Raw genomic sequence first — 25,677 nt, forward strand, 5'->3', positions numbered from 1 at the left:
GCCGTCCCGCCGACACGCCAGGAGAGCGCCGTGAGCACCGCCGTGAGCACCGCCGTCCGGACCGCCGTCGTCACCGGAGCGAGCAGCGGGATCGGCGCCGCCACGGCGCGGGCCCTGGCCGCGGACGGATTCACCGTGTACTGCGCCGCCCGTCGTACCGACCGGGTCGCGGCGCTGGCCGAGGAGATCGGCGGCCGCGCCGTCACCTGCGACGTCACCGATCCGGCCTCGGTCGCCGCGCTCGCCGACGCGGTCGGCCCGCGGCTCGACGTCCTGGTCAACAACGCCGGCGGCGCGTACGGCGCGGAGCAGGTCGCCGACGCCGACCCGGCCGACTGGCAGCGGATGTTCGACGTCAACGTGCTCGGCGTCCTCCGGGTGACGCAGGCGCTGCTTCCCGCGCTGCGCGCGGCCGACTCGGCGCTCGTCGTGAACATCGGCTCGACCGCCGGCCGGGCGACCTACCCGGGCGGCGGCGGGTACACCGCAGCGAAGCACGGCCTGCACGCGGTGAGCCAGACGCTGCGGCTGGAGCTGAACGGGGAGCCCGTCCGGGTCACCGAGATCGCCCCCGGGATGGTGCACACCGACGAGTTCGCCCTGGTCCGCTTCGGCGGCGACCAGTCCCGGGCCGACGCCGTGTACGACGACGTCGACGAGCCCCTGGTCGCCGCGGACGTGGCCGAGGCCGTCCGCTGGGTCGCCTCCCTCCCCCGGCACGTCAACGTCGACGACCTGGTGATCCGCCCCGTCGCGCAGGCCGCGCAGCACCAGCTGCACCGGGGCCCGATCTTCCCGCGCTAGCGCTTCAGGTAGCTGCGGATCCCGCGGACGAGGGCGTTGGCGTAGCGGGTCTGGCCCGCCGAGGTCGTCAGGCGGCGGGCGTCGCCGGAGTTGCGCATGTTGCCGAGCTCGACCATCGCGGTCGGTACGTCGGCGAGGTTGAGGGTGGCCAGGTCGGACCGGATCGTCAGGCCGCGACCGCCGGCCAGGTACGTCGACCGGACCAGTCCGCGCTCGTCCAGGCCGGACCGCAGCGACTCCGCGAGCCGCAGCGACGGTGCCGCGATGTCCGTGGTCCACGGGCTGCGGGCCGTCGGCGCGATCACGTGGAAGCCGTGACCCGAGGCCGCGGCGCCGTCGGCGTGCAGGCTGACCAGCAGCCGGGCGCCGGCCCGCGCGCCGAAGCGACCGCGGGCGTCCACGCACGGCCCCCACAGCGACTCGCTGTTCCGGGTCCGGGTGAGGACGACCGACGCCCCGAGCGACCGGAGCCGCGCGGCGACGAGCCGGGTGACCTTGAACACCGCGGTCGCCTCCGGGTAGCCGCCGTTGGTCGCGGTCCCGGTGGTGTTGCAGGGCTTGCTGAACCCGCCGGCCGGCACCGGCCGGTGGATCCGGGAGGGGAAGTTGTGGTTGCCGAGCTGGTGCCCGGGGTCGAGCGCGATCCGGATGCCGGCAAGGGGCCGGGAGGCGGCGGTCCGGGCCGGCGCAGGAGCGGTCGCGGCCGGGACGACGCTGGGAGCGGGCGCCGGGTCGAGCCGCTGCTCGGAGATCTGGGCCAGCACCGGCGAACCCGCGACGGGGACGAGGACCCCGGCGACGGCGGCGGCCGCGACGATGCCGGCGGAGACCGCGGCCCGGAGCGGGCGGATCAACGGTCCAGACCCTTCGCGATCTGCTCGACGGCGTCGTGGAGCGCCGCGGCCGCGGCGGCGTGCGCCTCGGCGCCGCGGCGGAACGGGTCCGGGACGTCCTGCTCGACCGAGCCGGCCTGGGAGCGGTGGGCGCCGCACCAGCGGACCACCTCGGCCGGGGTGGAGCCCTCGGCGTTGGCGACCAGCGCCGCGAACTCCAGCACCGTGAACGTACGACGCAGCGCCGTCGGCTCCTCGGCCAGGACCTGCGACCGCAGCTCCCGGGTCGCCGTCAGGACCAGGTCGGCCTGCGCGACCATGCCCGGAGTGATCTGGCGCGCCGCGAAGCCCGTGCTGTCCCCGCCCAGGCGACGCAGCTCCTCGGCGGCGTACTTGCTCATCGCGTAGCCGACCATCGCCCCGACGCCGGCGCTGCGGACCTCGAACCCGGCGGACGGCAGCCGCGCCGCGAGCAGCCGTTCCCCGACCGGCGAGCGGCACACGTTGCCGATGCAGACGAACAGGACCCGGAAGACCGGGGCCCCGAGGTCGGCCGGCTGGGAGGACATGAGACTCACGATAGACTCGCATGTCGTCGTTCGACGCACGCACCCCAGACGAGACCCGTCACACCCCTGCCCGGAAGGCGCCGTAGATCCTGATGTCCACCACCATCCGCACTGACCTGCGCAACGTCGCCATCGTCGCGCACGTCGACCACGGCAAGACCACCCTGGTGGACGCGATGCTCCTCCAGGCCGGCGCGTTCACCGCCCACCAGGCCGAGGGCGTCGCCGAGCGCGCGATGGACTCCGGCGAGCTCGAGCGCGAGAAGGGCATCACGATCCTCGCGAAGAACACCGCGGTGCACTACGCGGGTCCGGCCGCCGAGGGCAAGCCGATGACCATCAACATCATCGACACCCCCGGCCACGCCGACTTCGGCGGCGAGGTCGAGCGCGGTCTCTCCATGGTCGACGGCATCGTGCTGCTCGTCGACGCCAGCGAGGGCCCGCTCCCGCAGACCCGGTTCGTGCTGCGCAAGGCGCTCAACGCCGACATGCCGGTGATCCTCGTGGTCAACAAGACCGACCGCGGCGACGCCCGGATCGCCGAGGTCGTCGACGAGACCTACGAGCTGTTCATGGACCTGCTCGACGAGTCGCACAGCCAGGACGCGCTGGACTTCCCGGTCGTCTACGCCTCCGGCCGCGCGGGCATCGCCTCGCTGACCGCCCCGGAGAACGGCGCGATGCCGGAGGGCGACAACCTGGAGCCGCTGTTCAAGACGATCCTGGAGACCATCCCGGCCCCCACCTACACCGAGGGCGCGCCGCTGCAGGCGCACGTCACCAACCTCGACTCCAGCCCGTTCCTCGGCCGCCTCGCGCTGCTCCGCATCCACGAGGGCACCCTGAAGAAGGGCCAGAACGTCGCCTGGATGAAGCGCGACGGCACCAGCAAGAACGTGAAGATCACCGAGCTCCTCGTCACCGAGGGCCTCGAGCGCAAGCCGGGCGAGACCGCGGGCCCGGGCGACATCGTCGCCATCGCCGGCATCCCGGACATCACCATCGGCGAGACCCTGGCCGACCCGGAGAACCCGGTGGCGCTGCCGCTCATCCACGTCGACGAGCCGGCCATCTCGATGACCATCGGCACGAACACCTCGCCGCTGGCCGGCAAGGGCCCCACCAAGAACACCAAGGTCACCGCCCGCCTGGTCAAGGACCGCCTCGACAGCGAGCTGATCGGCAACGTGTCGCTGCGGATCCTCCCGACCGAGCGCCCCGACGCCTGGGAGGTCCAGGGCCGCGGCGAGCTCGCGCTGGCCATCCTGGTCGAGCAGATGCGTCGCGAGGGCTTCGAGCTCACCGTCGGCAAGCCGCAGGTGGTCACCAAGGAGATCGACGGCAAGCTGCACGAGCCGACCGAGCGCCTGACCATCGACGCCCCCGAGGAGCACCTCGGCGCGATCACCCAGCTGCTCGCGCTCCGCAAGGGCCGGATGGAGCAGATGACCAACCACGGCACCGGCTGGGTCCGGATGGAGTTCCTGGTCCCGTCGCGCGGCCTGATCGGCTTCCGGACCGACTTCCTCACCCAGACCCGCGGCACCGGCATCGCGCACCACATCTCCGAGGGCTACGAGCCGTGGGCCGGCCCGATCCAGTCCCGCTCGCAGGGCTCCCTGGTCGCGGACCGCTCGGGTGCGGCGACGGCGTACGCGATGACGAACCTGCAGGAGCGGGGGGTCATGTTCGTCGAGCCGACGACCGAGGTCTACGAGGGCATGATCGTGGGCGAGAACTCGCGCGCCGACGACATGGACGTCAACATCACCAAGGAGAAGCAGCAGACGAACGTCCGCTCCTCCACCTCGGACAACTTCGAGAAGCTGATCCCGCCGAAGAAGCTGAGCCTCGAGCAGTGCCTGGAGTTCTGCCGCGACGACGAGTGCGTCGAGGTCACCCCGGACACCGTGCGGATCCGCAAGGTTCACCTGGACAAGAACGAGCGCGCCAAGGACGCCGCGCGGGCTCGCGCGGCCGCCCGGGGCTGACCCCTAACGGTTGTAGACGGAGCCCTGGGTGACCACGGGCTTCTTGTCCGGACGGGTGTCGGCCTCGCAGAGGATCGGGTACGACCCGTCCGCGGTCGGCCAGGCGTCGACGTCGATCTCGGCGACGCCGGTGAGCTTCTTGACCGTCGAGATCGTCCGCAGGTAGCGGGTGCACGCCTTGTCGAGGGCGGCGTACGCCGCCGGGCTGACGTCGAGGAAGCGGCCGTCGAGCCCGGACCGGATGGCCTTGCGTCCGGGGAAGCGACCGGCCAGGACGGCGGTGCGCGCCTCGATGACGGCGATGCGCTCGCGGTCGTGCTTGCGCGCGCAGTCCACGTAGACGAGCGACTTGCTGTCGATGCAGGTGCGCAGCGCGGTCGGGAACTTCCGGGTCAGCACCTCGTCGTACCGGACCGTGCTGGCCTTGCGGTGGCGCAGCGTGCAGGCGAAGACGCGTTGACCCCGGGCGAACTGGTCCGGCGACGGCGGCGCCCAGCCGAGCTCCATCGTCTCCGGCAGCGCCGGCTGCGCGGTCGCGCCGGCGACCTTGCTGAGCGCGGCCGTGGTGGCCAGCGGCTCCGCCATGCAGGCGTTGGTCACGGCCCTGTCGAGCTGCTGGTACAGCGGCTGGTCGGTGCGCATCAGGTCGGCGTACGACGTGATGCTCGGGGCCAGCGCCGGGACCTGGACGGCCCGGTAGACCTCGAGGTCGTGCGCCTTGTCGCAGGACTGGGTGCGCGAGAACGCCGGCCGGTCCGCGAGCGCGCGGGCCGCGGCGAAGTAGGTCACGCCGAGATCGGTGGAGAGCCGGAGCACCCGCTGCGGGTCGGCGCCGAGGAGGTCGCCGGTCCAGCAGGTGCCGGCCTCGAGCGCGACCTCGGCGCCGTTCTTGCCCTCGACCTGGGTGGTCCCGCCGAAGCCGCCGATGCCGCCGCCGGACCCGCCGGAGCAGCCGGAGGTCACCGCGGCGAGCCCGGCAAGGGCGGCCACGAGGCGCAGGGCCGACCGCTGCGCAGACCTCATGGGGAGCCTTTCGGGAGCCGGGGACGCGGTCATCCTAGGTCGGCGGACCACGCCGGATCGCCGAACTCCGCTAGTAGGCGCCGTCCGAGACCAGCACGGCCTTCACGGTGCGCACCATGATCACCAGGTCGATGACCATCGACCAGTTGTCCACGTAGTACAGGTCGAGACGCACGGACTCGGCCCAGGAGAGGTCCGAGCGGCCGGAGACCTGCCACAGGCCGGTCATGCCCGGCCGGACCAGCATCCGGCGGTGGGTGTCCTTCTCGTACTGCTCGACGTCGGCCGGGAAGAGCGGCCGCGGGCCGACCAGGCTCATCTCGCCCTTGAAGACGTTGATCAGCTGGGGCAGCTCGTCGACCGAGTACTTGCGGATGAACCTGCCCACCCGGGTGACGCGCGGGTCGTCCTTCATCTTGAAGAGCACGCCGTCGCTCTCGTTGGCGTCGTCGAGCTGGGCGCGGAGCTTGTCGGCGTTCTGGACCATCGACCGGAACTTGACCATCTCGAACTCTTCGCCGCGGATGCCGACGCGGACCTGGCGGTAGAAGACCGGGCCGCGGTCCTGCACCCAGATGAGGAACGCGGTGACGATCAGCAGCGGCGAGAGGCAGAGCAGCACGCAGGCCGAGACGACCAGGTCGAAGGCGCGCTTGCTGAGCCCGCCGGCACGGTCGCTCTGCGGCTCCTCGACCTGCACGAACGGGAGGCCGGCGACGTGCCGCATGTGCACCCGCGGACCGGCGATGTCGGTGAGCGCGGGGGCCACCAGCATGTCCAGGTCGAGGCCCTGCAGCGCCCAGCCGAGACGGCGCAGGTCGGCGGCCGACGAGTACGAGCCACCGGCCACGATCACGCCATCGGCCTGCTGCGACAGCGCGACCTCGCGCACCGAGTCGATGTCGCCGAGGACCGGGACGCCGGTCTCGAGCGGGTCGTGGCCGCCCGGGACGCACATGCCGACGAGGCGGTAGCCCATCCACGGCGAGCGGCCGAGCACCTCGACGAGCTCGGCGACCGCGGCCGGCGAGCCGACCGCGATCATCCGGATCGCCAGCCGGCCCTGCCTGCGGGCCCGGTGCAGGGTCTGCCGGTCGACGTACCGGACGAGCAGCAGCAGCGGCGTGCCCATCCCGAAGAACAGCAGCGGGTAGCCGCGGGTGAGCTGGGCCTGGGAGAAGAAGCCCGAGGTGCAGACGATGCCGTAGGTGATCAGCGACGCGACGGCGATCGCCCGGAACTCCTCGAAGCCGGTCCCGTAGTGCCGGACCCGGTAGGCGCCGAGGACGAAGAGCATGAGCAACCAGACGGCGATCACGCCGGGGCCCAGCAGCGGGGCCCACTCGAACCGCGGGTCGGGGGCCTCGTGGAAGTACTTGTCGATCGAGCCGCGCCAGGTCCAGGCGGCCACCGAGGTGACGAAGAGGACGCCGGTGTCGAGCAGGAAGACGCCGACGAGCATCTGCCGGAGCCGCTGCGCGAGCCGGGGGCGGGCCTGGTCGGCAGCGCTCGTGGGCCGCGCGGCGAGGACCTGCTCGGACTCGGTCACGGCGGTCACCGGCGACGCGTCACGGCGATCAGGGCCGGACGCACGTCCAGCAGGTACACGAACGCGGCGATGATGCCCGCGAAGGAGAACAGCCCGAGCAGCTGCGGGAAGACGAAGTGCGCGACCAGGGCCAGCCCGGTGATCCAGAGCCAGGCCGGCTTCGTCTGCTTGTCCGCAGCGTCGTAGGCCTGCGCCGGACGCGACAGCGCGTCGACGAAGGCGAACAGCTTCACGAACCCGAGAGCGCTCCAGACCAGGAAGTAGATCCCGTAGGAGAACCCGTAATCGAACAGATGCACCCCGACACCCTAGGGTGCGGGCGGCGTCCCCGTCCCGGGTACCGGCACGTTGCCGCCGCTGCGGGCCCCGAAATGCACGAAACCCCCGGGGAAACGTCCCCGGGGGTTTCGCGTCAGGCTCAGGAAGCGGCCTTGACGGCCTTCTTCGCGGGCGCCTTCTTGGCCGGGGCCTTCTTGGCGGCGGCCTTCTTGGCCGGAGCCTTCTTGGCCGGGGCCTTCTTGGCGGCGGCCTTCTTGGCCGGCTTCACGTTCGCGACGGCCTTGACGCCGTCCTTGCGGATGGCGGCGACGAACTTCTCGCCGCGGACGGCGAGGTCGGCGTAGGTGCTGTTCAGGTCCTCGAGGGCCTCGTTCAGCTTCGCCTCGAGCTTCGCGGGAAGCTCCTTGGCGTCCTTCTGGATCTCGGCGAGACGGGCCTCGAACTTGGCCTGCGCGTCCTTGGCCTCGGCCTGGAGCTGCTCGACGCGGGTCTTCGCCTGGGCCTGCAGGGCCTTGGCGTCGAAGTCGACGCTCTTCGCGCGGGTCTGGACGCCGGTCACGCGGGTCTGGACACCGTCGAAGCGGGCCTGGGTGGCCTTCTGGGCCTCGGTGGCGTAGCCACGGGCGTACTCGACGGCGATCTCGGTGGCACCGGCGACCGCGAACAGCGGCTTCACGGCCTCGGTCTTGAACTGGTCGGCGTTGAACTGGGTCTTGGCCATCTCAATTTCCTTCGGTTGGGTTCGCCAGCGCGTCGTCGGACGGCTGGGCGTCTTCGGTGGGGGTGGTGGTGACGGTGAGCGTGGGGGAGTCCTCGCCGGCGTCGCTGCTCGCGGCGCTGAGCGTGACCGCGCGGAAGGACAGGTACACGTCCATCAGCGCCTGCTTCTGACGGCCCGTGAGGACCGGGTCGGCGAGGACGGCGAGCTCCACGGAACGCACCTCGTCGTCGTCCGGGGTGAGGATCCCGGCCTGGACGTAGAGGGTCTCCGCGGAGATCCGGAGTGCCTTGGCGAGCTGCTGGAGCACTTCGGCGGAGGGCCGGCGCAGACCACGTTCGATCTGGCTCAGGTACGGGTTGGAGACGCCTGCCTGATCGGCGAGCTGGCGCAGCGAGACCCCGGCGTTGACCCGCTGCTCGCGCAGGTACCCACCGAGGGTTTCGACGGTCATCCCGACCTTGGACTTCTTGACCACGGGACCATGGTGCTAACTATTGCTAGCACCATGCAACCCGACGCCCGGTGAAACGAGTCACACCGAGGCGAATTCGTCTTGGATGTGAGGGAAAGTTCCCTGAATTCCTGGGCGTCCAGTGCTTGCAAAACCTCGCGAACCGGACATCGGCGCCGGGAAGGGCTGGGCCTAGGCTGCCTGCATGCAACCCGTCATCGCGGAGATCGTGCGCTCCGGCATCGTCGAGGGACACCACTACGGCGCCGTGGTCGCGCTCGACCCGGACGGACAGGTCCGGCACGCCCGCGGCGACGTGACGGGGCCGGTGCTCCCGCGTTCGTGCAACAAGCCGCTCCAGGCGCTCGCGATGGTCCGGGCCGGGCTCGACCTGGACGGCGAGCTGCTCGCGCTCGCCTGCGCCTCGCACTCCGGGGAGCCGTTCCACCTCGACGGAGTACGCCGCATCCTCGCCGGCGCCGGGCTCACCGAGGACGACCTCGGCAACCCGGCGGGCTGGCCGCTGGAGGACCGCGTCCGCGACGAGGTCCTCCGCGCCGGTGGCGGGCCGACCCGGCTGCACATGAACTGCTCCGGCAAGCACGCCGCCATGCTCGCCACCTGCGTGGCCCGCGGCTGGCCGACGGCCGGCTACCTCTCCCCCGACCACCCGCTGCAGCGCACGATCGAGGTCGACTTCGGCGCCCAGACCGGCGAGCCGGGCGGCCCGGAGGCGACCGACGGCTGCGGCGCTCCCCTCCTCGGCACCTCGCTCACCGGCCTGGCCCGCGCCTTCTCCCGGCTCGCCACCGGTGACTCCGAACCCGAGCGCCGAGTCGCCGCCGCGATCCGGAACCACCCCGCGCACGTCTCCGGGTCCCAGCGCGACGAGCGGGTCCTGCTCGCCGCGATCCCCGGCGCGATCGGCAAGGCCGGCGCCGAGTCCTGCTACGCCGTCGCGCTGCCGGACGGTCGCGCGTTCGCGCTCAAGACCGACGACGGCGCCGCGCGCGCCCGGCCGGTCGTGATGGCGGCACTGCTGCGGCTGCTCGGCGTGGACACCGAGCCCGGGGTCGACACCGAGGCGGTCCGGCGTACGGGGGCGGCGCCGCTGACCGGGGGCGATGCGGTCGTCGGTGAGATCCGCGCGGTCCTCTGACCGGACCGCTCTGGCACCATGACCGCGTGCCTGCCCAGTTCTGCCCGACGCCCCGCGAGCTCGACGACCTCGAGCTCCTGCTCCACGGCGGCCTCGCCCCGCTCACGACCTTCGAGCCCGACGGCCCGATCTCGCTGGACCTGCCCGAGGACCTGCGCGGGCTGCCCGAGGTCGAGATCGTCGACCCCGAGGGCCTGCCGCTCGCCCGGCTCACCCCGGCCGGCCTGGAGACCCTGACCGTCCCGGCGTACGGGCCGTTCCGGCGGCTGATGCTCGACCCCGCCGCCATCGCCGCCCAGTACGACGGCGCGCTGACGGTCCCGGTCGCCGGACCGCTCACCAGCGCCGACCTCGACGCGATCGGGGCCGCCCGCGCGGGCCGCCGGGTGCTGCTCCTCGCCCTGACCGGCACCGGCACCCCGCAGGGCCTCACCGCCGTCGGTCTGGTCCGCGCCAGCCTCGCCGCGGCGGACCTGCTCGGCGACGCCGGCGTCGTCTCGGTCCCGCTGGCGAGCCACGGCGACCCGGACCTCGACCACCGGCTGGGCCAGGTCGTCGCCGGGAACTACGCCCCCGGCGAGGTGCTCGCCGTCACCGGCACCGGCGAGCTGCCCGAGCCCGTCGCCGCCGTCGTCGCCCAGGACCAGCCCGAGGAGCCGGGCGTCGTGGTCTTCTTCACCGGCCTGTCCGGGAGCGGCAAGTCGACGCTCGCCCAGGCGCTGCTCGACCGGGTGCTCGAGCGCGGCGAGCGGACCGTGACCAGCCTCGACGGCGACGTCGTACGCCGGAACCTGTCGGCCGGCCTGACCTTCTCCAAGGCCGACCGCGAGACCAACATCCGCCGGATCGGCTGGGTGGCCGCGGAGATCGCCCGGCACCGCGGCGTGGCGATCTGCTCGCCGATCGCGCCTTTCGACGAGACCCGCCAGCAGGTGCGCGCGATGGTCGAGGACGCTGGCGGCATCTTCGTCCTGGTGCACGTCGCCACCCCCCTGGAAGAGTGCGAGCGCCGCGACCGCAAGGGCCTCTACGCCAAGGCCCGCGCCGGCGAGATCCCCGAGTTCACCGGCATCTCCAGCCCCTACGAGGAGCCGGCCGACGCGACCGTGCGGGTGGACACCACCGGCCGCTCGGTCGAGGATGCCTTGAGCGACGTACTGGCCGTGCTGCCGTTCGACTGACCGGCGCGACCTGCCCCGTTCAGCCTCCGCTCTGCCTGACCACCAGAGGACTTCCCGTGCACGACCTCATCAACGATCTCCTCACCACCGACGCGCTCGCCGTGCTCTGCGTGAGCTTCGGCGTCGGCATCGTCGTCGGCCTCACCGGGATGGGCGGCGGCGCCCTGATGACGCCGGCGCTGATCTTCCTCGGCATCAACCCGGCGACGGCGGTGGCCAACGACCTGGTCGCGGCCAGCGTGAACAAGACCGTCGGCGCCACCGTCCACTGGCGGCACGGATCGCCGAACCTCCGGCTCGCGGGCATGCTGATCGCCGGCTCGGTGCCGTTCGCCTTCGCCGGCGGGTTCATCGTCCACGCCGTCGGCGACGAGCATGCCCGCACCGAATTCCTCACCACCGCGATCGGCTGGGCGTTGCTGCTCGCCGCCGGCTCCTACGCGCTCCGGATGTACCTGCAGCTGCGCCTGGTCACCTCCGGCAACGTGCTCAGCGAGGAGGCGCCGAAGATCCGCGCGGTCCCGACGATCCTGGTCGGTGCGTTCGGCGGTCTGCTGGTCGGCATCACCAGCGTCGGTTCCGGTTCGCTGATCATGGTCGCGTTGCTGCTGCTCTACCCGACGCTGTCGGCCCTCAAGCTGGTCGGCACCGACCTGGTCCAGGCCGTCCCGCTGGTCATCGCCGCCGCCGTCGGCCACGTGCTCACCACGGGCGTCGAGTGGGCCGTGCTGATCCCGCTGATCCTCGGCGGCAGCCCGGGCACGTTCTTCGGCGCCCGGATGGCCACCTGGGTGTCGCAGTCGGTGATCCGCCGCGGCATCGTCATCGTGCTCACCCTGACCGGCCTGAAGATGCTCGGCGTCCCGCCGCAGACGGTCGGCTTCATCGGCGCGGGCATGCTGCTGCTCGGCCCACTGGTCTGGGGCTTCATCCGGCAGCGGCACGGTCTCCCGAATTTCGACAACGATTCGACCGCCTGGCGCCTCCCCGACGCCGAGGACGAGAAGACTTCTTCCTAGGATCGGTGCATGCGGCTCCTCCTCCTCCGTCACGGCCAGACCCACGGCAACACCGCCGGCGCCCTCGACACCGCGGTCCCCGGTCTCGACCTGACCGAGCTCGGCGTACGGCAGGCGGAGGCGGCGGCGCGCGTCCTGCACCAGTCCGGCGTGGACGGGATCTTCGTCTCGCCGCTGGTCCGGACCCAGCAGACCGCCGCTCCCCTGGCCGCGCTGAGCGGACTGGACCCGGTCGTCCTGGACGGCGTCCGGGAGATCTCGGCCGGCGACTACGAGATGGCCACCGACCACGACTCGATCCTCGGCTACATCGGCACGGTGGCGGACTGGATCGAGGGCCGGCTGGACACCCGGATGTCAGGGGCCGAGACCGGCCACGAGTTCCTCGCCCGGTACGACGCCGCGGTGGAGCAGATCGCCGCGGACGGCCGCCGGCGGGCCGTCATCGTCAGCCACGGCGCCGCGATCCGGACCTGGATCTCGCAGCGGGTCACCGGGTCGAGCACGCACAGCAAGGCGACCGAGGGACTGGAGAACACCGCGGCGATCGAGCTCGAGGGCTCTCCGGCGGACGGCTGGGAGGTCGTGATGTGGACCTCGGACGCGCTCGGCGGCGCGTTCCTGGAGGACGAGACCGCGCCGGACCCGACGGGACAGGCGATCGAGGGCGACCCGGAGCACGACACGGTCGAGTAAACTAGAACGTGTTCCACTCGGGTGAGACGGATGCAGTCAGAGCAGCCGGGCCTCGATACGATGTCCGCTGCCCGTGAGGGTGCACAGTCCACGAGAGGCAACCGATGTCCCAGACCCACGCCGACTACCAGCTGAGCCAGCTCGACCAGCTGGAAGCGGAGTCGATCCACATCTTCCGCGAGGTCGCGGCCGAGTTCGAGAAGCCGGTCCTGATGTTCTCCGGCGGCAAGGACTCCATCGTGATGCTCCGCCTGGCGGAGAAGGCCTTCTACCCGGCGAAGATCCCGTTCTCGATCCTCCAGGTCGACACCGGGCTGGACTTCCCGGAGGTCATGGAGACCCGGGACCGCTGGGTAAGCCGCCTCGGCGTCAACCTCGTGGTCGCGAGCATCGACGACGCGATCGCGAAGGGCATCATCCCGGACGCCGCGAAGATCAGCCGCAACCGCCTGCAGATCCCGACGCTGCTCAACGCCATCGAGGAGAACGGCTTCACCGCCGCCTTCGGTGGCGGTCGCCGCGACGAGGAGAAGGCGCGCGCCAAGGAGCGGGTCTACTCCCACCGCGACGAGTTCGGCCAGTGGGACCCGAAGAACCAGCGCCCCGAGCTGTGGAGCCTCTACAACGGCCGCCTGCACGAGGGCGAGCACATGCGGATCTTCCCGATCTCGAACTGGACCGAGCTGGACGTCTGGGACTACATCGGCCGCGAGCAGATCGAGATCCCCGACATCTACTTCAGCCACCAGCGCCGCGTCTTCGAGCGCGACGGCATGCTGATGAGCGAGACCCCGCTGAACCCCTGCCGCGAGGGCGAGGTGGTCACCGAGCGCACCGTCCGGTTCCGCACCTGCGGCGACATCACCCTCACCGGCTGCGTCGAGAGCACCGCCTCGACGATCGAGGAGATCATCGAGGAGGTGGCCGTCGCCCGGAAGACCGAGCGTGGCGCCACCCGCGGTGACGACCGCTTCTCCGAGGCCGCCATGGAAGACCGCAAGAAGGAAGGCTACTTCTGATGGCCACCCCCGCAGACAACAAGCCCATGGACCTGCTCCGGTTCGCCACCGCCGGTTCGGTGGACGACGGCAAGTCGACCCTCATCGGCCGGCTGCTGCTCGACTCGAAGGCGATCTTCGAGGACCAGCTCGAGGCCGTCGAGGCGACCTCGCAGTCCAAGGGCTACGACTACACCGACCTGGCGCTGCTCACCGACGGTCTCCGCTCCGAGCGCGAGCAGGGCATCACCATCGACGTGGCGTACCGGTACTTCGCGACGCCGAGCCGCAAGTTCATCATCGCCGACACCCCAGGGCACGTGCAGTACACCCGGAACATGGTCACCGGCGCCTCCACCGCCGACCTCGGCCTGGTGCTGGTCGACGCCCGCCAGGGCCTCACCGAGCAGTCCCGCCGGCACGCGGTGATCCTCTCGCTGCTCCGGGTCCCGCACCTGGTGCTCGCGGTCAACAAGATGGACCTCGTCGACTTCTCCCAGGAGATCTTCGACAAGATCCACCACGAGTTCACCCAGTTCGCGACCAAGCTGAACATCCCGGACCTCGAGGTCATCCCGATCTCGGCGCTCGCCGGCGACAACGTCGTGAACCGCTCCGAGGCGATGCCGTGGTACCAGGGCCCGACCCTGATGCACCACCTCGAGCACGTCCACGTGGCCTCCGACCGCGACCTGATCGACGCCCGGTTCCCCGTGCAGTACGTCGTCCGGCCGAAGTCCGACGAGTTCCACGACTACCGCGGGTACGGCGGCCAGGTCGCCGGCGGCGTGCTCAAGAAGGGCGACCAGGTCGTCGTCCTCCCCTCGGGCATGACCTCGACCATCGAGGCCATCGACCTGTTCGACAAGGAGATCGACCAGGCGTTCCCGCCGATGTCGGTCACCGTCCGCCTCGCCGACGACGTCGACGTCTCCCGCGGCGACATGATCGCCCGGGTCAACAACGCGCCGACGCCGAGCCAGGACATCGACGCGATGATCTGCTGGATGACCAACGAGCCGCTGCGCCCGCGCCAGAAGCTCGCCATCAAGCACACCACCCGCACCGGTCGGGCCCTGGTCAAGGACGTGCAGTACCGCCTGGACATCAACACCCTCCACCGCGACCAGGAGACCAAGGAGATCGGTCTCAACGAGATCGGCCGCGTCCAGCTGCGCACCACGGTGCCGCTGCTCGTGGACCCGTACTCGAAGAACCGGACGACCGGCTCGTTCATCCTGATCGACGAGACCACGGGTGTGACCGTCGGAGCCGGGATGATCAACGGCTGAACGATTCGCCGTACGTCGTACGGAGGCCCGGGCCGGATCGTCGGTTCGGGCCTTCGCCGTCTTGACCTTCGTCGGCTTCCAGCCCAATCCCTGCGGATCAGCCTGATGCTTCGGGCTGTCGCGCCGGAATACCGAGGGAAGGGGTGATTCCGACGCTTACACGACGTCCACGAGCCGCGAGCGCAGCGCCCGGCTCGGCGGCACGTAGGCCTGGGCGACCTCGCCGAGCCCGAGCACGGTCGCGCCGCGGTCCTCCGGCGAGAGGTAGAGCGACTCGCCGCGGCCCAGCGTGACCTTGTCGCCGGCCTCGGTGGTCACCTGGACCTCGCCGCCGGTGCAGATCAGCACGCTGCCCTCGGAGCGGACCAGCTCGACGCCCTCCGGCGCCGCGTGCGAGATCTGCGTGACCGCCAGCGCGAAACCGCCGCCGGACGGGGAGAACACCTCGGTGTCGTAGTCGATGAAGTCCGGGGTGACGCGGGCGACCCGGGCCATGCCGCTGTTGAGCGCGGCGACCAGGCCGGCGGTGTCGATGTGCTTGCTGGTCAGGCCGGCCCGGAGCACGTTGTCCGAGTTCGCCATCACCTCCAGGCACATCCCGCTCAGGTGCGCGTGGATCACGCCGGTCTCCAGGTACGCCGCCTCCCCCGGCTGCAGCGTCATCCGGTTCAGCATCAGCGAGATCACCACGCCGATGTCGTCCGGGTGGTGCTCGGCGATCTCCACCGCGGTCTGGTAGGCGCGCTTGATGTCCATGCCGAGCGAGCCCAGCGTGCGGGCCGCACCGACGATCTGGTGCACCTCCGCCGGGTCGATGTCGTCGGTGAGCAGTCGTTCGATGAGCCGGACGATGCTCGCGAAGCCCGGGTCGGCGCGGAGCTCGTCGGACAGGCTCTGGCTCAGCGGGGTGTTCAGCGGGCCGAGGACGCGGAGGATCTCGGCGCTCGGCCGGAAGCCGATCAGGCTGTCGAAGGTGGTCAGCGCGTAGACCATCTCCGGCTTGTGGTTGGTGTCCTTGTAGACGCGGTGCGGGGCGTCCAGCGGGATGCCCGCCTCCTCCTCGCGCGCGAAGCCGATCTCCGCGAGCGAGCGGGACGGGTGCACCTGCAGCGAGAGCGGCCGTTCCGCGGCGAGCAGCTTGACCATGAACGGGAGGTCACCGGCGACGTCGGTGAGCGGCTTCTCGTTGCCGTCGCCGTCGAGCGCGTACGACGGGCTCAGCGGGTGCGTCCCGATCCACACCTCGGCCACGGGCGAGCCGTTGCGGCGGTCGCCCAGGAACTGCGGAATGGCGTGGGGGGAGCCCCACTCGTAGTTCTTGACGCCGTTGCGCAGGAGGTGCATGGGTTCAAGCCTAAAGGGCCGGGTGCTGCACCGGGCACCTTTCGGGCACCAGCCCGGGTCAGCCCAGACGCGGGCGGACGTGCAGCCCGACCTCGGGGTCGACGACGACCTCCTGGGCCGCGGCGATCCCGTCGGCGACCAGGGTCGCGTCCAGCGGGACGGCCCGCTTGACCAGGGCCAGCGCGATCGGGCCGAGCTCGTGGTGGCGGGCCGACGAGCCGACGAAGCCGACCTCGCGGCCGCCGTGCACCAGCGGCGTCCCCTGCTCCGGGAGCCGGTTGTCGGACCCGTCGAGGTGGAGCAGCGTCAGCCGGCGCGGCGGCCGGCCCAGGGTGTGCACCCGGGCAACGGTCTCCTGGCCGCGGTAGCAGCCCTTGTCGAGGTGGACCGCGCGCGGGATCCAGCCGACCTCGTTCGGGATCGTGCGGTGGTCGGCGTCCAGGCCGGGGCGGGGCTCGCCGCGGGCGATCCGGAGCGCCTCGAAGGCCCAGGTGCCGGCGGGGTCGCCGACCGCGGCGGCGTACGCGGTGAGCTCGGTGCGCGGGACCAGGTCGTAGCGGCCCTCCGGGGTGCTCCCCGGGGCGCTCCCCGGCCGCCACGCGACCGCGACCTCCGCGGTCACGTCCGCGACCTCGACCCGCATCATGAAACGCATCCGGTCCAGCCACTCGGCCAGCGCCGGTGCGGTCCCGGGCTCGACGTGGGCGGTGAACGCCTCGCCGTCGTCGACGCCGTACAGGGCGTGCTCGACGTGCCCCTGCGGCGACAGCACCAGCGTCATCACCGGAACGCCGGGCGCCAGTCCCTCGAGCTGCTGGCTGGTGAGCGAGTGCAGCCAGGTCAGCCGGTCGGGACCGGTGACGCGGACGACGCCGCGGTGGGACAGGTCCACGAAGCCCTCGCCGGACTCGAGGCTGCGCTGCTCGCCGTGGAACGACCCGTAGTGGGCCGCGACGGGCGCGTCCGGGCCGTTGCCGGCGACGGCGCCGGCGAGATCGAGGAGAGGGCTGCTCATGGTTGTCCCAACGGTCAGGAGTCGGTGGTCATTCCGCGTGGTCGTTCCGCGGCGCACCCGTCGCAGAGGCCGAAGACGCTCAGGTGGCCGTAGTCCGGGGTGAACCCGTGCTCGGCGACGAGCGGCCCGAGGGCGGCCTCGACGGCCGGCAGCCCGACGCTGATCACCCGGCGGCAGCCGCGGCAGACGAGGTGGGCGTGCTCGTGACCGGTGGCCGCGTGGTACGTCGGCGCCCGGTCGGTCAGGTGCGCGTGCCGGATCAGGCCGAGCTCGTCGAGCAGCTCGAGGGTCCGGTACACGGTGGAGAGGTTGATCGCCCCGGAGTGGGTGCGCACCTCGGCGTACACCTCGTCGGGGGTCGCGTGCCCGAGGGCCTCGACCGCGGCCAGCACGAGCTCGCGCTGCGGGGTCAGCCGGTGCCCGCTGGCCCGCAGCCGCTCCTGCCAGTCCGCGGTCGTGCCCACGCGGTCAGACCCGCTTCAGCTGGGCGTGCGTGTGCGGCTGGAGCTCCTTGCCCATCGCCGCCATGTCGAAGGCGTAGAGCAGATCGCCGTTGACGTAGCCGTAGAGACGCTTGCCGCCGGTGTACTCCTTCGCGGTGCCGGTGCGGGCGACCGCGTCGGTGACGATCTCGAAGCGCGGCTGCTCCGGGTGCAGCTCGCCGTGCCAGATCTCCACGAAGCCGAGGTTGTGGGTCATCACGACCTCGATCGAGCCGTCCTCCTGAGGCCTGATGAACCCGGTCTCCTGGGCCGCCTCGCGGACGTGGTTGCCGTCGGCGTCGACGATCCAGGCGCGGCTCATGAAGTGGATGAACGGCCGGCCGTCCTGCTGGAAGAGGATCTCCTGGCCGAACTGGAACGGCTCGATGCCGGGGTACTCGCCGTGCCCGTTCCCGGCCCAGGTGCCGATCAGCCAGGCCAGCCGGGCGCAGTTCGGGTGGATGTTGTCAGGGATCGCGAAGGGCACGCTCAGTCGTCTCCGGGTCGAGGGGCGGCGAAGGTCAGCAGGCGGCGGGTGAGGGCGACGGCCAGCACACCCACGCCGAGAAGCACGGCGGCCAGCACGACCACGAAGAAGGCTTCCACGCTCGGAAGTCTAGGCGCTTCCGCGTGCCCGGGGCCGTCGCGAGCGGTGTTTCGCTGAGTGCGTCGCAAGGCCGAGGAGGGAGGCGATGCGGAGCATCGTCGACCGACGAGAACGCAGCGAGGTGCCAGCGAAACGCCGCGCAGCAGGCCACCGGGCACGGGGACGCGCCTTAGTCTTCGGGCATGCGCAACCTGGTGATCAAGTGCACGGCCGGGTCGGAGGACCCCGAACGCTGCAACCAGGCGTTCACGGTCGCGGCCGCCGCGCTGGCGTCCGGAGCGCGGGTGAGTCTCTGGCTGACCGGCGAGGCGACCTGGTTCGCGGTGCCGGGGCGGGCCGAGGAGTTCAGCCTCGCCGGGGCGGCGCCGCTGTCCGAGGCCCGCGACCTGGTCCTCGAGCACGGCGAGCTCGTGGTCTGCACCCAGTGCGCCGCGCGCCGCGACCTGACCTCCGACGACCTGGTCGCCGGCGCGGTGATCGCCGGAGCGCCGTCGTTCGTCGAGGCCGTGCTCGCCGAGGACGCCCAGGCGCTGGTCTACTGACCGGACCGGCGCCTACCCGCTGAACGGGTAGGACCGCTCGACGCTGCCGTCGGGCCGGGTCGCGAGGTAGCCGGACTCGTGGAAGTCGTTGCTCACGTAGACGTCGACGTTCGGGCCGTCGTCGAACTGCGGCCGGTGGTCGATGTTCACGTACGTCGTCGAGTAGTCCTCCACGTTCAGGGTCCGGCGCGCCTTCGCGATGTTGCGCACCAGCGCCGGGACGTCGATCACCCGGGTGTCGACCGGGCGCGACCCCGGGAAGTCGGCGCCGACTCCACCGAAGTCCTGCCAGCCCTCCCCCGGCCGGAAGAGCCATCCGCTGTGCCGGTTCCTGCCCGGCACCGGCACCTGGACGACCACGTAGTCGTCGTACAGGGTCAGGTCGACGACCCGGGAGGTGTGGAACTTCGCCCGGTACGCCGCCAGGAACGCGCGGATGCCCGGGCCGGTCAACGCGTAGTCCACGACCGGCTCGTCGGAACCAGCGGCGGCCGTCGGCTCGTCCACGGCCGTCTCCTCGCCGGCGCCGGGCGTGATCGGCAGGGGTGACGCCAGGGTGTCGACGCTGCCCGCCGACCGGTCGTCGCCGCCGGCGAAGACCAGGACCGCGGTGAGCCCGATGCCGACCACGGCGAGCAGCGCCACCACGGCGAACACGATCCCGACCACCTTGCCGGTGCTCCCGGAACCGCGGCCGGGCGCCGGGGCAGCGCCCGCGGGCAAGGCCCAGGCGCCGTCGAGCTGGTCGAGGTCCCGGCCGATGAGGTCCAGCTCGGTGACGCTCTGCGCGGACCGGACGTTGCCGAGCCGGATGTCGCGGTCGGCCTCGGTGATCCGGCCCGCCGCCGCCGCCCGGCGGATCCGTTCCTCGAGCCGGTCACGGTCGGCGCTGGTCGGCTGCCGGTACGGGTCGTCCATGCCGGGAGCCTAGGGATCGTCCGGGCTACCCGGCCAGGCCGAGCAGGGCGCGGGCCTCGGCGCCGGACATCGGGGTCCGCTGGGCGATCCGGCCGAGCTCGACCACGCGGGTGACGAGCTGGTCGTTGTGCTCGACCGGCACACCCCGGGCCAGCGTGAGCACGTCCTCCATGCCCACGCGGAGGTGGCCGCCCTTGCTGAGCGAGGCGAGCGCGACGGCCAGCGTGCTGCGGCCGATCCCGGTCGCCGACCAGCTCGTGGTCACCTCCGGCAGCGCGGCGACGGCGGCGACCAGGGCGTCCGCGGTCCCCGGCATGCCGCCGGGCACGCCCATCACCAGGTCGACGTGCACGCGGCCGCCGTACGGGAGGCCGTGGCGGTCGAGCAGGCGGTGCAGCGCCGCCACCTGGCCGAGGTCGAACAGCTCGAACTCGGGCACGACGCCGCGCTCCTGGCTGAGCACGTAGAGGTCCTGCACGAACGGCCACGGGTTGAGGAACACGTCGTCGCCGAAGTTGGTGGTGCCCATCGTCAGGCTGCACGAGTCCGGGCGGGCGTCCAGCACCTTCAGCCGGTCCGCCAGCGGGTCGTGCACCGACCCGCCTGTGGACAGCTGCACCACCAGGCCGGTCGCCTCGTGGAGCGCGTCCACGGTGTCGGTCAGCCGGCCGAGGTCGAGCGTCGGGCGGTGGTCGTCGTCGCGGATGTGCACGTGGATCATCCCGGCGCCGGCCGCCTCGCAGCGCCGGGCGGTCTCCACCAGCTCGGGCAGCGTGGTCGGCAGCTGCGGACAGTCGGCCTTGGTGGTCTCCGCTCCCGTCGGCGCCACCGTGATCAAGAGGTCTCCCATGGAGGCACTCAACCACGACCTCCGGGCCCGACCGAACCCACCGCTATCGTCACCGGCATGCGAGCCGTCCTGCAGCGCGTGACCCGGGCGAGCGTGACCGTCGGCGGCGAGGTCGTCGGCCGGATCGACCGGCCCGGACTGGTCGCGCTCGTCGGCATCACCCACACCGACGGCCCGGCCGAGGTGGCCTGGACGGCGCGCAAGATCCGCGACCTGCGGCTGCTCCGCGACGAGCGGTCCCCGGGGGACGAGGACGCGCCGGTGCTCGTGATCAGCCAGTTCACGCTGTACGGCGACGCCCGGAAGGGCCGCCGGCCCACCTGGGCGGCCGCCGCGCCCGGCGAGGTCTCCGAGCCCCTGTACGACGCCCTCTGCGCGGCCCTGGAGGAGCTCGGCACCCCGGTCGAGCGGGGAGTCTTCGGAGCCGAGATGGCCGTCGAGCTCGTCAACGACGGCCCGTTCACCGTCGTCCTCGATTCTGCGGATTCCCTGTCGAGTTAGCCGGTTTCGCCCCGAGACATCACCTTTCTCCCGCATGATCGTTGGGTTCTTCATCGGGCTCGCGAGACCGTGCCCGGGCCGCTCACCCACCGTCTACACTCCGGGGGGTCGTAGAGCGGAATCGGATCGAGCCAGAAGGTACGGCGTGGAATTCAGAGAACTGCTGCGGATGGTGCAGCGCCGGTGGCTGACCGTCGTCGTCTTCTTCCTGCTGGCGCTGATCGGCACGGGGGTCGTCACCTACGCGATGACCCCGAAGTACGAGAGCACCGCCCGGATCTACGTGACCGCCGAGGTCTCCGGCGACATCAGCGCGGCCAGCGCGGCCAACTACCTCGCCATCCAGCGGGTGCAGTCCTACGCCGAGCTCGCGCACAGCCGCGAGGTCCTGCAGCGGGTCATCTCCCGCCTCAAGCTCGACACCTCCCCGGCCGCTCTCGACGCCAAGATCTCCTCCCGGGTCACCGACCTGACCGTGATCATCGAGATCACCGCCCGCGACCCCTCCGCCGCACAGGCGCAGGAGATCGCGAAGGCCGAGTCCGAGGTGCTCGCCGAGTACCTGACCGAGATCGAGACCCCGTTCGGCAAGACCAGCTCCCCGATCAAGGCCACGATCGTCGACCCGGCGTCGTACAACGGCGAGCAGGTGAGCCCGCAGCCGGTGCTGAACCTGCTGATCGCGGCGATCATCGGCCTCGTCCTCGGCATCGGCATGGCCCTGGTCCGCGACCTCCTCGACCAGACGGTCTCCTCGACCGAGGACGTGGAGAAGACGCTCGACACCCCGGTGCTGGCGACGATCCAGTACGAGAGCGACGTGCCGAAGCACCCGCTGCTCACCGAGGCGGCCAGCCACTCCAGCCGCGTCGAGGCGTTCCGGCTGCTGCGGACCAACCTCCAGTTCCTCGACATCGACACCCGGCCGCGCTCGCTGGTCATCACCAGCGCCATCCCGAGCGAGGGCAAGACCTCGACCGCGACCAACCTCGCGATCGCGCTCGCCCAGACCGGCCTGCGCGTCCTGCTGGTCGACGGCGACCTGCGTCGCCCGAAGGTCGCCAGCCTGCTCGGCCTGGAGCGCTCGGTCGGCCTGACCACGGTGCTCGTCGGTCGCAGCGAGCTGCAGGACAGCATCCAGAAGCACACCGACTCCGGCATCTTCTTCCTGGCCAGCGGCCCGATCCCGCCGAACCCGACCGAGGTGCTGCAGTCGCGCGCCGCGCAGGAGCTGTTCGACCGGGTCTCGCAGATGTTCGACATGGTGATCATCGACGGCCCGCCGCTGCTGCCCGTCTCCGACGCGGCGATCATGGCGCGCGACGTCGACGGCGCCATCCTGGTCGTCCGTCACGGCAAGACCACCAAGGACCAGCTGCGTCAGGCCGCCCTGCGCCTGGCCCAGGTGGACGCGAACCTGCTCGGGGTCACCGTCAACATGACCCCGAAGCGCGGCGGCAAGAGCTACGGCTACGGCTACGGGTACGGCTACGGCCCGGAGAAGCAGAAGTCCTGAGCCGGTGAAGTCGCTCGGGGTCACCCTGCTCGGGGGCTTTGTCCTCCTGGTCCTGGTCGCGATCGCCAGCGTCGGCACGCTGATCCCGATCGCGATCGCGGTCGGCGCCGCCGTCGGCCTGACCCTGATGGTCGCGCTCGGGCCGGAGCGGCTGGGCATCCTGCTGCTCCTGCTCGCCACGCTGCTGGCGCCGCTGAACGGGCTCCGGATCAGCCAGAGCGGCAACGTCGGGTACGCCGACTTCGCCTACGTAGTCGGCATCGTCCTGGTGACGCCGCGCCTGCTCAAGACCCGCACGCTGGTCCCCAAGGTCTGGCTGCTCGGCTGCACCATCCTGGTGCTGGACGTGCTCATCACCAGCCTGCTGCTGCCAGTGCCGATCCTCGGGATCCTCGGGTTCGTGAAGATCGGCTGGTCGATGATCCTGCTGCCGCTGGTCTTCAACCGCCTTCGCCCCGGGTTCACGCTGCTCAACGCCTTCGCCTGGGCCTTCATCAGCGGCCAGATCATCAGCACCCTGTACGGCCTGGCCCACGGCCAGACGATGGTCACCGGCGGGCGCGGGTCCGGCATGACCACGCACCCGAACTTCTACGGCCTGGCCGGCCAGATGTCCCTGGCCCTGCTGATCTTCCTCTGGTACCGGACGCCGGCGAGGCACCGCTGGGTCCTCTGGGGTGCGGCGTTGCTCGTCGGCAACTCGATCGTCTCCAGCGGCAGCCGTGCGAGCCTGATCTGCGCCGTGGTCACCGTGATCGCCTGGGCCCTGCTGGAGCGGACGGCGATCAGCTCGTTCCTGCTGGTCACCGGTGTCGCGCTGTCCGCCGCGTTCCTCAACGTCGTCTTCGCCGTGGCGCCGGCCGACTCCGCCTTCGGTCGCCTGGCCGGCAAGTCCGCGTCGAACAACTCCGACATCGTCCGCGAGCACGCCTTCGCCTACGGGTTCCGGCAATTCAAGGACCGGCCGATCGCCGGGAGCGGCTTCTTCGACGTGCTCGGGTTCCACAACGTGTACCTCGAGGTCGCGGTCGGCGGCGGCATCATCGCGCTCTTCGCGTTCATCCTGATCCTGGCCGGGATGATCCAGCCGCTGTTCAACAACCCGCCGCACTGGCTGTCCCTGATGGCCCTGTCGTACGCAGTTTTCTGCTTCATCGGACCCACGCTCTACGACCGGATACTGTGGGGCGCGCTCGCCATGGTGCTGGTCGTGGTCGTCCCGAAGGACGAACCTCAAGACGAGGCACTCGAGACCCTCCCGACCCGCGACCTGACGAGGAAAGCTTGATGAACCGTTCCCCCGCACTCGCCGCCAAGCGCCTCGTCCAGACCGTGACGGCGTTCGGCAACGGCCCTCGCCTGCTGTGGGACCTGGGCCGTCGCACCGACGAGCTGGAGTTCGAGACGAAGAACGGCCTCAAGGTCGTCTGCCCGAACGTCGCGGGCGCCCGGGTCCCCCTCTACGAGCTGTTCGCCGAGGACGCCTACGAGATCGACGCGCTCGTCGCGGGCCTGCCGGAGAACCCCGTCGTGCTCGACGTCGGCGGCCACATCGGCTGCTTCTCGATGTCGATGGCGCTGGCCTCGCCGACCGCGCAGGTCTTCACCTACGAGGCCTCGCCGTCGACGTACGAGTTCCTGGTCCGCAACCTGGCGTCCAACGGCCTGGCCGACCGCGTGAACGCGACCAACACCGCGCTCGCCGACCACCACGGCACCCTGGAGTTCGCGTCCAGCTCGCTGGGCAGCGGCCTCAACGGCATCACCCAGAGCCTGGCCGACCAGAACGTCGTCGAGGTCCCCTGCATCACCTTCGCCGAGGCCGTCGCCGCGGCCGGTGGCCGGGTCGACCTGGTGAAGATGGACGTCGAGGGCGCGGAGTACCCGATCGTGCTCGGCAGCAAGCCGGCCGACTGGGCGACCGTGCAGAAGGTCGCGATCGAGTTCCACGGCGTGCCGGGCAAGCACTGGCACGAGCTGCGCGACTTCTTCACCGAGGCCGGACTGACGATCAGCAAGCAGGCCCACGGCACCGAGGGCTACGGCATGCTGTGGCTCAGCCGGGCCTGATCCAGCCCACCCGATGAGCCGCCTCCCCCCGGCGCTGCGTCCGCTCTGGCCGCTGGTCAAGCTCGGGCACCGCGGGGCGACACGCACCGTCGGCGCGCTCGCCCGCACCAGCCGGTTCGGCGGCACCCGCAAGCTCCCCCGGCGCGGTACGGCGCGGGCAGCCGACGCCGCCGCCGCCGAGCCGGACAGGGTCCGGATCCACGTCGGTGCGCCGGCCGAGCCGCTGCACCGCCCGGCTCCGCTCGGGTCGCCGTCGCCGATGGCGTTCTGGGACGAGGTCACCCGCGTCGAGCTGCCGCCCCGGTTCGTGCTCGAGGTCGAGGACGGCCGGCTCGTCGGCGACTACGCCGCGACGATCACGCCCGGCGGCCGGCTGGAGTCCGAGACCAGCCGATACTTCGGCACGAAGGGCTGGAGGGAGCACCCGGTCTTCCTCGGCGGGCGGCTCCCGGTCGAGGAGCGGGTCGAGGGCACCGTGCTCTCGCTGGTGAGCCACGGCACCGGCCACAACTACTTCCACCTGATCACCGATCTGGCACCGCGCTGGGGAGTAGCCCAGGAGGCGATGCCGGGGCTGCACCCGGACCACGTCGTCGTGAACACGGCCTGGCCGGCGCACCGCGAGGTGCTCGGCCTGCTCGGCCTGGACAAGTTCCCGTGGATCGAGGCGCGCAAGGACATGAACCTGCGTGCTGACCGGCTGCTGGTGCCGAGCCTCTACGGCTCCGGCATCTCGCCGCCGTGGATCACCCGCTGGCTGCGGGAGAACCTGCCGGCCCAGGACGTGAAGGACCGGCCGAAGCGGCTGTACGTGACCCGCGGCGACCAGCCGAACACCCGGTCGATGACCGAGGAGCACGCCGTCGTGGAGGCGCTCGCCGGGATGGGCTTCACCCGGTTCGACCCGATGGACTGGACGGTCCAGGAGCAGATCGACCACTTCGCCGCGGCCGAGGTCGTCGTCGCCCCGCACGGAGCCGCGCTCACGAACCTGTCCTTCTGCTCGCCCGGCGCACGGGTGCTGGAGATGTTCGCGCCGACGTACCTGAACCCTGCCTACTGGTCGATGACCAGCAACGTCGAGGACTCGGTCTACCGCTACCTGGTCGCCGACCCGGTGGACCCGTCGCTGCCGCGGAAGAAGATGAACGGGCTGATGACCGACATCCGGTTGTCCGCCGCGCAGGTGACCGCCGCGGTCGAGGACCTGCTCGCGAACTGACGCGCGCGGACAGGCCCGGAGTGGTTCACTCAGGGGCAGCCA

27 protein-coding genes are annotated in these 25,677 nt (G+C 71.4%); 14 read left to right on the forward strand and 13 right to left on the reverse strand.

The annotated features are described in order from the left end of the window. Positions 1-30 precede the first annotated feature (30 nt). Entirely contained in the window at positions 31-804 is a 774-nt protein-coding gene (locus AB4Y76_RS03800) for an SDR family oxidoreductase (protein WP_441922280.1), read from the forward strand. Here AB4Y76_RS03800 and AB4Y76_RS03805 read toward each other — a convergent pair. After that, complete coding sequence (locus AB4Y76_RS03805) at positions 801-1,658, reverse strand: N-acetylmuramoyl-L-alanine amidase (RefSeq protein WP_441922282.1); 858 nt, start codon at positions 1,656-1,658, stop codon at positions 801-803. The genes AB4Y76_RS03800 and AB4Y76_RS03805 overlap by 4 nt on opposite strands. Continuing rightward, positions 1,655-2,206 carry an arsenate reductase/protein-tyrosine-phosphatase family protein gene (locus AB4Y76_RS03810; RefSeq protein WP_441922284.1) on the reverse strand — a complete coding sequence of 184 codons (552 nt, stop codon included), beginning with the start codon at positions 2,204-2,206 and terminating at the stop codon, positions 1,655-1,657. The genes AB4Y76_RS03805 and AB4Y76_RS03810 overlap by 4 nt, the downstream gene beginning before the upstream one ends. A 92-nt stretch (positions 2,207-2,298) precedes the next feature. Between AB4Y76_RS03810 and typA the strand changes: the two genes are divergently transcribed. Continuing rightward, positions 2,299-4,200 carry a translational GTPase TypA gene (gene typA, locus AB4Y76_RS03815; RefSeq protein WP_441922286.1) on the forward strand — a complete coding sequence of 634 codons (1,902 nt, stop codon included), beginning with the start codon at positions 2,299-2,301 and terminating at the stop codon, positions 4,198-4,200. Positions 4,201-4,203: 3 nt separating this feature from the next. Here the strand turns inward: typA and AB4Y76_RS03820 are convergent, their stop codons facing one another. From AB4Y76_RS03820 to AB4Y76_RS03840, 5 genes are all read right to left on the reverse strand, one after another. Further along, the gene (locus tag AB4Y76_RS03820; RefSeq protein ID WP_441922288.1) at positions 4,204-5,223 is read right to left on the reverse strand and encodes a hypothetical protein; all 1,020 of its coding nucleotides are present in this window, start codon (positions 5,221-5,223) and stop codon (positions 4,204-4,206) included. Between the two features lie 70 nt (positions 5,224-5,293). Beyond that, positions 5,294-6,781, reverse strand: coding sequence for a sugar transferase (locus tag AB4Y76_RS03825; RefSeq protein WP_441922290.1), 1,488 nt, complete (start codon positions 6,779-6,781; stop codon positions 5,294-5,296). Beyond that, positions 6,778-7,071 carry a DUF2516 family protein gene (locus AB4Y76_RS03830; protein WP_441922292.1) on the reverse strand — a complete coding sequence of 98 codons (294 nt, stop codon included), beginning with the start codon at positions 7,069-7,071 and terminating at the stop codon, positions 6,778-6,780. The genes AB4Y76_RS03825 and AB4Y76_RS03830 overlap by 4 nt, the downstream gene beginning before the upstream one ends. A 119-nt stretch (positions 7,072-7,190) precedes the next feature. Further along, a complete protein-coding gene (locus AB4Y76_RS03835; RefSeq protein ID WP_441922294.1) occupies positions 7,191-7,772 on the reverse strand; it encodes a hypothetical protein in 582 nt (193 codons plus the stop codon). Between the two features lies 1 nt (position 7,773). Beyond that, positions 7,774-8,247, reverse strand: coding sequence for a helix-turn-helix domain-containing protein (locus AB4Y76_RS03840; protein ID WP_441922296.1), 474 nt, complete (start codon positions 8,245-8,247; stop codon positions 7,774-7,776). Between the two features lie 181 nt (positions 8,248-8,428). Here AB4Y76_RS03840 and AB4Y76_RS03845 point away from each other — a divergent pair, with 181 nt between their 5' ends. The 6 genes from AB4Y76_RS03845 (at position 8,429) to AB4Y76_RS03870 (ending at position 14,568) form a co-directional block, all read left to right on the forward strand. Continuing rightward, positions 8,429-9,382, forward strand: a complete 954-nt coding sequence (locus AB4Y76_RS03845; protein WP_441922298.1) for an asparaginase — start codon at positions 8,429-8,431, stop codon at positions 9,380-9,382. Between the two features lie 26 nt (positions 9,383-9,408). Beyond that, positions 9,409-10,563, forward strand: coding sequence for an adenylyl-sulfate kinase (gene cysC / locus AB4Y76_RS03850; RefSeq protein WP_441922300.1), 1,155 nt, complete (start codon positions 9,409-9,411; stop codon positions 10,561-10,563). Positions 10,564-10,619: 56 nt separating this feature from the next. After that, positions 10,620-11,582 carry a sulfite exporter TauE/SafE family protein gene (locus tag AB4Y76_RS03855; protein ID WP_441922302.1) on the forward strand — a complete coding sequence of 321 codons (963 nt, stop codon included), beginning with the start codon at positions 10,620-10,622 and terminating at the stop codon, positions 11,580-11,582. Between the two features lie 9 nt (positions 11,583-11,591). After that, a complete protein-coding gene (locus tag AB4Y76_RS03860) occupies positions 11,592-12,278 on the forward strand; it encodes a histidine phosphatase family protein (protein ID WP_441922304.1) in 687 nt (228 codons plus the stop codon). A 104-nt stretch (positions 12,279-12,382) separates the two neighbouring features. Continuing rightward, complete coding sequence (gene cysD, locus AB4Y76_RS03865; protein WP_441922306.1) at positions 12,383-13,297, forward strand: sulfate adenylyltransferase subunit CysD; 915 nt, start codon at positions 12,383-12,385, stop codon at positions 13,295-13,297. Beyond that, positions 13,297-14,568 carry a sulfate adenylyltransferase subunit 1 gene (locus AB4Y76_RS03870; RefSeq protein ID WP_441922308.1) on the forward strand — a complete coding sequence of 424 codons (1,272 nt, stop codon included), beginning with the start codon at positions 13,297-13,299 and terminating at the stop codon, positions 14,566-14,568. Before cysD ends, AB4Y76_RS03870 begins: the two co-directional genes overlap by 1 nt. A gap of 156 nt (positions 14,569-14,724) precedes the next feature. Here AB4Y76_RS03870 and manA read toward each other — a convergent pair whose 3' ends face one another. Genes manA through AB4Y76_RS03890 form a run of 4 tightly spaced genes read right to left on the reverse strand, consistent with a single transcriptional unit; the run spans position 14,725 to position 17,896 of the window. Beyond that, positions 14,725-15,912 (reverse strand): mannose-6-phosphate isomerase, class I, encoded by a 1,188-nt coding sequence (gene manA, locus AB4Y76_RS03875; RefSeq protein WP_441922309.1) that lies wholly within the window; start codon positions 15,910-15,912, stop codon positions 14,725-14,727. A gap of 58 nt (positions 15,913-15,970) precedes the next feature. Next, a complete protein-coding gene (gene ygfZ, locus AB4Y76_RS03880; protein WP_441922311.1) occupies positions 15,971-16,927 on the reverse strand; it encodes a CAF17-like 4Fe-4S cluster assembly/insertion protein YgfZ in 957 nt (318 codons plus the stop codon). 14 nt (positions 16,928-16,941) lie between these two features. After that, a complete protein-coding gene (locus AB4Y76_RS03885; RefSeq protein WP_441922313.1) occupies positions 16,942-17,391 on the reverse strand; it encodes a Fur family transcriptional regulator in 450 nt (149 codons plus the stop codon). 4 nt (positions 17,392-17,395) lie between these two features. Beyond that, positions 17,396-17,896 carry an FABP family protein gene (locus AB4Y76_RS03890; RefSeq protein ID WP_441922315.1) on the reverse strand — a complete coding sequence of 167 codons (501 nt, stop codon included), beginning with the start codon at positions 17,894-17,896 and terminating at the stop codon, positions 17,396-17,398. A gap of 302 nt (positions 17,897-18,198) precedes the next feature. Between AB4Y76_RS03890 and AB4Y76_RS03895 the strand changes: the two genes are divergently transcribed. Then, positions 18,199-18,558: a DsrE family protein gene (locus AB4Y76_RS03895; protein ID WP_441922317.1), complete on the forward strand. Its 360-nt coding sequence runs from the start codon at positions 18,199-18,201 to the stop codon at positions 18,556-18,558. A gap of 12 nt (positions 18,559-18,570) precedes the next feature. Here the strand turns inward: AB4Y76_RS03895 and AB4Y76_RS03900 are convergent, their stop codons facing one another. Both AB4Y76_RS03900 and AB4Y76_RS03905 read right to left on the reverse strand, forming a co-directional pair. Continuing rightward, positions 18,571-19,476, reverse strand: coding sequence for a DUF1707 domain-containing protein (locus tag AB4Y76_RS03900; RefSeq protein WP_441922319.1), 906 nt, complete (start codon positions 19,474-19,476; stop codon positions 18,571-18,573). 25 nt (positions 19,477-19,501) lie between these two features. Then, complete coding sequence (locus AB4Y76_RS03905) at positions 19,502-20,326, reverse strand: 3-keto-5-aminohexanoate cleavage protein (RefSeq protein WP_441922321.1); 825 nt, start codon at positions 20,324-20,326, stop codon at positions 19,502-19,504. Between the two features lie 57 nt (positions 20,327-20,383). Here AB4Y76_RS03905 and dtd point away from each other — a divergent pair, with 57 nt between their 5' ends. From dtd to AB4Y76_RS03930, 5 genes are all read left to right on the forward strand, one after another. Continuing rightward, on the forward strand, positions 20,384-20,827 hold the full coding sequence (dtd, locus tag AB4Y76_RS03910; RefSeq protein ID WP_441922323.1) for a D-aminoacyl-tRNA deacylase: 444 nt from the start codon (positions 20,384-20,386) through the stop codon (positions 20,825-20,827). 145 nt (positions 20,828-20,972) lie between these two features. Continuing rightward, the gene (locus AB4Y76_RS03915; RefSeq protein ID WP_441922325.1) at positions 20,973-22,343 is read left to right on the forward strand and encodes a polysaccharide biosynthesis tyrosine autokinase; all 1,371 of its coding nucleotides are present in this window, start codon (positions 20,973-20,975) and stop codon (positions 22,341-22,343) included. Between the two features lie 4 nt (positions 22,344-22,347). After that, positions 22,348-23,631 carry an O-antigen ligase family protein gene (locus AB4Y76_RS03920; protein WP_441922327.1) on the forward strand — a complete coding sequence of 428 codons (1,284 nt, stop codon included), beginning with the start codon at positions 22,348-22,350 and terminating at the stop codon, positions 23,629-23,631. Next, on the forward strand, positions 23,631-24,413 hold the full coding sequence (locus AB4Y76_RS03925; RefSeq protein WP_441922329.1) for an FkbM family methyltransferase: 783 nt from the start codon (positions 23,631-23,633) through the stop codon (positions 24,411-24,413). The genes AB4Y76_RS03920 and AB4Y76_RS03925 overlap by 1 nt, the downstream gene beginning before the upstream one ends. 13 nt (positions 24,414-24,426) lie before the next feature. Next, the gene (locus tag AB4Y76_RS03930) at positions 24,427-25,635 is read left to right on the forward strand and encodes a glycosyltransferase family 61 protein (RefSeq protein WP_441922331.1); all 1,209 of its coding nucleotides are present in this window, start codon (positions 24,427-24,429) and stop codon (positions 25,633-25,635) included. Positions 25,636-25,677: the final 42 nt, after the last annotated feature.

Source organism: Marmoricola sp. RAF53 (assembly GCF_052114005.1).
GTDB lineage: Bacteria > Actinomycetota > Actinomycetes > Propionibacteriales > Nocardioidaceae > Marmoricola.